Genomic DNA, 6346 nt, shown 5'->3' with positions numbered 1-6346 from the left:
CCGAGATTGCCACGTCGGCCTCCGGCCTCCTCGCAATGACAAATCCGGTGGCCTCGCGCCACAGAACATTTGCAGCAAATATTGCCAGTCTGCATGGCGGTCACTGACCGCCGCTACCGTCAAATTTGGGGGCCGGTACATGTTCCGCCTTACTCAAACGCCGGGCCGAGGTAGGCCCGCTGCGGGAGCGGCGTCCCATCCAGTGATTTAGCCATACCAAAGGGCTGCGTGCCGCCAGCCGTGCGGAAGGACGCCTCCCGGCATCCGAGCTTGTCCGCCAGCGCGGCGGCGGCCTCCGGGCAGTCCGGCAGCAGCTCGCGCACGAGCAGCGTTTCGCCGTCCCGCTCCGCCGCGGCGCAGCAGACGGCATCGCCCGTCTCGATGCGGTAAAGGCCAGCCCCGCTGCTGCGGGAGATCGTTTCCTGCCAGCGCAGCAGCTCCGGCGGATAGGACAGATGGCTGTCATAGAGCTGCAGCTCGCGCAGGCTCTGCCAGCCATCCGGCGTGAGCGGCGTAATGCTGCAGTCGCCGCGCGCCGCCGGGACCGTCTCAGTCCGGCAGGTGAACACGGTCCGGTAGCCGAAGCGGGTATAGAACCCGAACAGGCTCTCCTCCGCCGGGACGAGCACGGCCGCGCGGATGCCCTGCCTTTTGAGGTCCTGCTCCGCCTCCTGCAGGAGCAGGCGGCAGTGGCCGCGCCCGCGCAGGGCCGGGGCCGTGCAGACGGCGTAGAGATAGGCAGCAGGGACAGCATCTCCGTCGTCGCCGACCAGCTCCGCCGGGAGTGCGCACAGCATGGCAGCGGGGCTGCCGTCCGGCGCGCGGCGCAGATAGACGGGCGTGCAGTCGAACAGCGCCTGCCAGAACGCGCGCACCTCCGCCTCGGTATCGCCGAAGCAGGCCTGCCACAGCCGCGTCAGGGCGGGCAGGTCGCGTCGCGCCGCCCTCATGCGGGCAGCTCCTCTGCCAGCAGCTTCTCCAGCAGGAGGTCCGGGATATAGCTTTCCTTCGCGCGGCGCAGGCCCTCGAGGCCCATGTCGTCCTCGCGGTTCAGAAAGCGGTAGGGCGTCTCTGCGATCCGGCGGGCAAATTCGCGGTTGATCATCGGATACGGCCCGTTCATATCGGCACGGGCCTTTTCAAAGTTCACGTCAAACATATCCGGCCGGATGGGGTTGCCCATGGCGAAGGCAACGACCTCGTCCTCGACCTCCAGCACAAGACCCGTCATGCCGAGCGCATCGAAATGGTCGAATGCCAGCCCGATGGCACGCTGCTCCAACGCGTAGTCCGCGGGGTCGTTCTCCAGAAAATGCAGGCGATACCACTCGTCCGTAAAGGCGCGGCAGCGCGGCAGCTGGTCCGCAGTCAGCGGCAGGACGCGATAATCCGGGTAGGCCGCCTCAAAGCGGTTGCAGTGGTTACGCTTGGCCTGCAGCTTCTTGCCGTGCAGCTGGGCAAGCTGCTCCGTCTCGTAGACATAGTCCGCGCTGTCGCGCACGCTGTGGAAGCGAAAGCGGCCGGGACACAGCGCCTCGAGCCGGTCGCGCTCCTCGGGCAGCAGGCCGAACAGGCGCAGCGGGATGCCGCGCTCCCGCGCGTCCTGCCGCAGCAGCTCCAGTGTGCCCGGCAGATCCCGGCAGCCCACGGGCCACGGGTACGTCAGGCTCCCGGAAAAATTGCTGAGGAACACGGGCGTGCCGTCCACCGACGCTACGCGCTGGTCCCCCCACAGGTAGAGATTCACAAAGGAAAACTCGCTGCCATGCCCAGCCGCAGCCTGCATCACGGGTTCGATCCATGCGCGGTCCTCCAGGCAGATGGGGCGAAAGTCCAACATAGTTTCACCACTTTCATAGAATTTTGGGATAGGATAAAGATATTTTACCATAGATCCCGCAAAATAACAAGCAGCGGCCTCTCTGCTCCGCTCCGCAATGCAGGAAAAAGCCTCGCAGCGTTCGCCGCCCGAAGTCGGCGAAGAAGGTGAGATCATTTTCTCCGGCAGCGCATACGTCGGAGAAAATACCGCTCAGTCGGCCAGTGTGCGAATTGTCCGCCCTTGGCGGGCAGTTCGTGCGCACAACAGACTGCAAACGAAGGCGGAGGCCGCCATATGGCAGCCTCCGCAGAAATCTAAAATTTTGAATTATTCGACCGTAACGGACTTGGCCAGATTGCGCGGCATATCGACATCGCAGCCGCGGGCCAGTGCGATATAGTAGGCAAAGGCCTGCAGCGGGATGACCGTCAGGCTCGGCTGCAGCAGCGGGTGCGTTTTCGGCACGATGAGGCTGCGGTCGACATACTTTGTGATTTCCCCGGCAAAGTCCTCCGTCGTCACGCCGAGGACGTGCGCGCCGCGCGCCTTGACCTCGCGGACATTGGCCATGGTCTTATCAAAGAGCTTCTCGACTGTGGCAAGGGCCACAACAAGCGTCTCCTCCTCGATGAGGGAGATAGGGCCGTGCTTCAGCTCACCTGCAGGATAGGCCTCGGAATGGACATAGGCGATCTCCTTGAGCTTCAGGCTGCCCTCGAGGCAGGTCGCGCTGTCGAGGTTGCGGCCGATGAAAAACACGTCGTGGTTGCGGCTGAAGGCCTCCGCAGCCTCCTCGATCTTTGCCAGATTCTCCGGCACAAGGATCTGCGCCACCTGGTCCGGCAGGCGCTGCAGGCCCTCGAGCATGGCGGCATAGCACTCCGGCGCAAGCGTGCCGAGCTTTTCGCCGATATACATGGCCAGCAGGTAGATGACGGCCAGCTGCGTGGAATAGGCCTTCGTCGTGGCAACGGCGATCTCAGGGCCGGCACAGGTGTAGATGACGTCGTGCGCCGCCTTGGAAATGGCGCTGCCGACCACGTTGACAATGGCGAGCGTCCGCGCACCGCGGGCGTTGGCCTCACGCAGGGCGGCCAGTGTGTCGGCCGTTTCGCCGGACTGGCTGATGATGATAACGAGCGTATCGTCGCCGAGCACCGGCTCGGAATAGCGGAACTCCGAGGCGAGCACCGGCTCGACCTGGATGCGCGTCGTGCGCTCGAGAATATACTTGGCATGATTGCCGACATAGGACGCCGAGCCGCAGGCAACCATATAGATGCGGCGCAGACCGCGCAGATAGCCCTCATCGAGCTTTACGTCATCCAGCACAACGCGGCCGTCACGGATACGGGGATTGATCGTGTCGCGCAGGGCCTTGGGCTGGTCGTAAATTTCCTTGAGCATGAAGTGCGGATAGCCGCCCTTCTGCGCAGCGGACATCTCCCACTCGATGTGCTCAGGGGCCTTGCGCACGGGCGTACCGTTTGCGTCATAGAACTGCGCGGCATTCTTCGTGAACACGACCATATCGCCGTCGTTGAGATACACGACGCTGCGCGTATACGGCAGAATGGCCGGGACATCCGAGGCAATGAAGTTCTCTCCCTCGCCGAAGCCGAAGATCAGCGGACTGTCCTTCTTGACGGCGATCATGGAATCCGGCCGGTCGGCGCAGAGGATGCCGAGCGCATAGCTGCCCTCGATCCGGCCGAGCGTCAGGCGGACGGCCTTCATCAGGTCGTTTTCCTGTTCATAATAGTATTCCAGCAGATTGGCGATGACCTCCGTGTCCGTCTCGGAGCGGAACGTCTTGCCCTGCTTCAGCAAGAACTCCTTCAGCGGCAGGAAATTCTCAATGATGCCGTTGTGCACGATGCAGATGCTGCCGTTTGTGGACAGCTGCGGATGCGCATTCTCGTCCGAGGGTGCGCCGTGCGTCGCCCAGCGGGTATGGCCGATGCCGAGATAGCCGGGGAGCGTCGCGCCGTTTTCCGTCTTTGTGCGCAGGACGGCCAGACGGCCCTTGGACTTGGCGAGCTTCAGCTCCCCTTCCGAAAAAACACACAGTCCAGCGGAATCATAGCCGCGATACTCCAGACGGGAAAGGCCGTCCAGCAAAATGGGAGCTGCCTGCTTCGAACCAGCATAACCAACAATTCCACACATAAAAATAACCTCCATACGTCAGGTCAGATCCATGATCTTCGGTGTCGTACGGAGATTATACACGATTGCTTTGTCAAAATCAACTGAAAATTTACTTTTTCCGCTTTTCGTCCGATTTCCCATCGAAAATGGACAATTGGAAGGGCCGTAACAGGGCGAGAGACGCCGGAATATCCGGCAACCTCTCCGCTCCGCAGGACTGCAGTGCCGCGCTTGCCGCCGATCCGTCGTCAAAGACGTAAAGCTCCGACATGCCGCGGCGCAGGTTCCACTGCGAACCGGACCAGGTCCCGCCCGTTCCCTCGGCGCACTGGGCCACAAGGGTCTTTTCGCCCATGGCGTGGATGAGGCAGTTGCGGGCCAGGGCGCGCGGCGTGGAAAACGGCAGCTCATAGCCGCCCGCGCTGCAATACAGCACGTTTTGCCGCGCGGGATGGTCCAGCAGACTGTCCGGCACAAAGCAGATCACCCGGCCGCCCGCTGCAAGGCAGGCCTCCTGCGCGGCGGTGTCCGCACCGGCAGCCCCGCCGGAGACGAGCGTAAAGCCCTCGGCCGCAGCGAGCTTTCCGGCCTGCACGGCAAAGCGGCGGTTATCCGGCCGGAGCTGCCGCGAGCCGACGAGCGCAACGCAGCGCGTGCCGAGCAGGGCCGTGTCGCCGCGGCAGAACAGGGCGGGCGGGCACTCCGTCTCGCCCATGCGGCGCAGGCGCGCCGGGAAGCCGTCCGAAAGGCGCGTCAGGACCGTGATGCCCTGTGCGGCAGCGGCCTCGAGATAGCGGTGCAGCGTGTCCGTCCGGTCGAGCAGCGCCGTGATCTGCAGGGCGGCCGCCTCCGGATAGCCGAGCGCCCGGAGATAGGCAGGCGTCACCTCGCCGTCTCCGGCCTGACAGGTCTGCCGGACGCGCCGGGCAAGCGTGCGGTACTGCGCCGGGGTCAGCGGCACATCCTGCGTGCCGAGCGCACAGCACAGCAGGAGCAGGCCCTCCTCCGCCGGGCGCATCAGAATCGCCTGCGGGATGTCGGGTGCTTTTCCTCTGCAGGTGCGGGCACCAGACAGCCGTATTCGTCAAAGATCATCGGAACGATGCGGAAGCCCGCAAATTTTGCGATCTCGTCCAGCTTGGCCTTCTCCGGGAACGAGCCGAGCAGCGTGAAGGAGATGCCCTTTTTCCGGGCGCGGCCCGTGCGGCCGATGCGGTGGATATAGTATTCGTTCTCCTCGGGGACGTCGTAGTTGATGACGCCGTCGACGTCGTCCACGTCGATGCCGCGGGAGGCAACGTCCGTCGCGATGAGGACCGGGAGCTTGCCATGGCGGAAATCGGCCATGGTCTTTTCGCGCGTGGCCTGCTTGATGTCGCCATGCAGGCAGTCGGCGCGGATGCCCGCGCGGCGCAGGTCGTCGCTCAGGCGCTGGCACATGACCTTCGTGTTGCAGAACACGATCACGCGCTCAAAGGCGCCGGAGCGCAGGATGCGCAGCATGGCCTCCTCCTTCTCCAGCCGCGGGACCGTGATGGAATACTGGTCGATATCAGGCTTGCTCTCCTCCGTCGGGGCGACGGTGATCTCCACCTCGTCGCGCTGGTACATCCAGCTGACGGTCATGACCTCCTGCGAGATCGTCGCGGAGAACAGGCCGAGGTTCGTGCGATTCTTGATGCGGTCGAGAATTTTTGTCACATCGTCGAAGAAGCCCATGTCCAGCATGCGGTCCGCCTCGTCGAGAATGACGGTCTTGATGCGGTCGAGGCGCAGGTTCTTGCGGTTATAGTGGTCCATGAGACGACCGGGCGTCGCCACGACGATCTGCGGATGCTGCTGCAGGCTGCGGATCTGCGGCTCAAGCCGCTGGCCGCCATAGACGACCGTCACACGGATATCCTTATAAAATGTGAGCAAGCCGCGCAGCTCGTCGGCGATCTGGATGGCCAGCTCGCGCGTCGGGGCCAGGATCAGGCCCTGCAGATCGTCGGACTGCGGATCGATATGCTCGATCATCGGGATGCCAAAGGCAAACGTCTTGCCCGTTCCCGTCGGCGCCTTGGCGATGACGTCGCGCCACGCCAGCAGCGGCGGGATGGCCTCCTCCTGCACGCGCGTCGGCATTGCGACGCCCTTCTTTTCCAGCGCACGGAGGATCTCCTCGCTGACACCGAGCTCCTGAAATGTCTTTGTCGTTTCCATACCAGTTCCCCTACCTATATTCAGCTTGTCAAAAAAGTCCCTCCAGGGCTTTTTCGCCAAGCTGCTTCTGGAATTGCAAAATAAATTTTGAAGCATGATTTTGCAATTCTGCCGCTGCGGCGGGTTATGGAACGCGAAAGGACACCCTGACGGTTTCCTTTCACACTT

At 63.3% G+C, this 6346-nt stretch carries 5 protein-coding genes; all 5 read right to left on the bottom strand.

Features of this window, described 5'->3' with window-relative positions; genetic code table 11:
* Positions 1–149 precede the first annotated feature (149 nt).
* A complete protein-coding gene (locus WMO66_RS00800) occupies positions 150–950 on the bottom strand; it encodes a GNAT family N-acetyltransferase (protein WP_349134505.1) in 801 nt (266 codons plus the stop codon).
* Positions 947–1840 carry a DUF2156 domain-containing protein gene (locus tag WMO66_RS00795; protein ID WP_349134504.1) on the bottom strand — a complete coding sequence of 298 codons (894 nt, stop codon included), beginning with the start codon at positions 1838–1840 and terminating at the stop codon, positions 947–949. Before WMO66_RS00795 ends, WMO66_RS00800 begins: the two co-directional genes overlap by 4 nt.
* A 309-nt stretch (positions 1841–2149) precedes the next feature.
* Positions 2150–3991: a glutamine--fructose-6-phosphate transaminase (isomerizing) gene (gene glmS / locus WMO66_RS00790; protein WP_349134503.1), complete on the bottom strand. Its 1842-nt coding sequence runs from the start codon at positions 3989–3991 to the stop codon at positions 2150–2152.
* Positions 3992–4082: 91 nt separating this feature from the next.
* Complete coding sequence (locus tag WMO66_RS00785) at positions 4083–4991, bottom strand: DNA-processing protein DprA (RefSeq protein WP_349134502.1); 909 nt, start codon at positions 4989–4991, stop codon at positions 4083–4085.
* Entirely contained in the window at positions 4991–6178 is a 1188-nt protein-coding gene (locus tag WMO66_RS00780; RefSeq protein WP_349134501.1) for a DEAD/DEAH box helicase, read from the bottom strand. Before WMO66_RS00780 ends, WMO66_RS00785 begins: the two co-directional genes overlap by 1 nt.
* Positions 6179–6346 lie beyond the last annotated feature (168 nt).

Origin of the sequence: Faecousia intestinalis, assembly GCF_040096185.1 — a bacterium.
Classification (GTDB): domain Bacteria; phylum Bacillota; class Clostridia; order Oscillospirales; family Oscillospiraceae; genus JAZOXB01.
The sequence above is the reverse complement of the archived record's forward strand: the minus strand, read 5'-3'. Positions and strand labels throughout refer to the sequence as shown.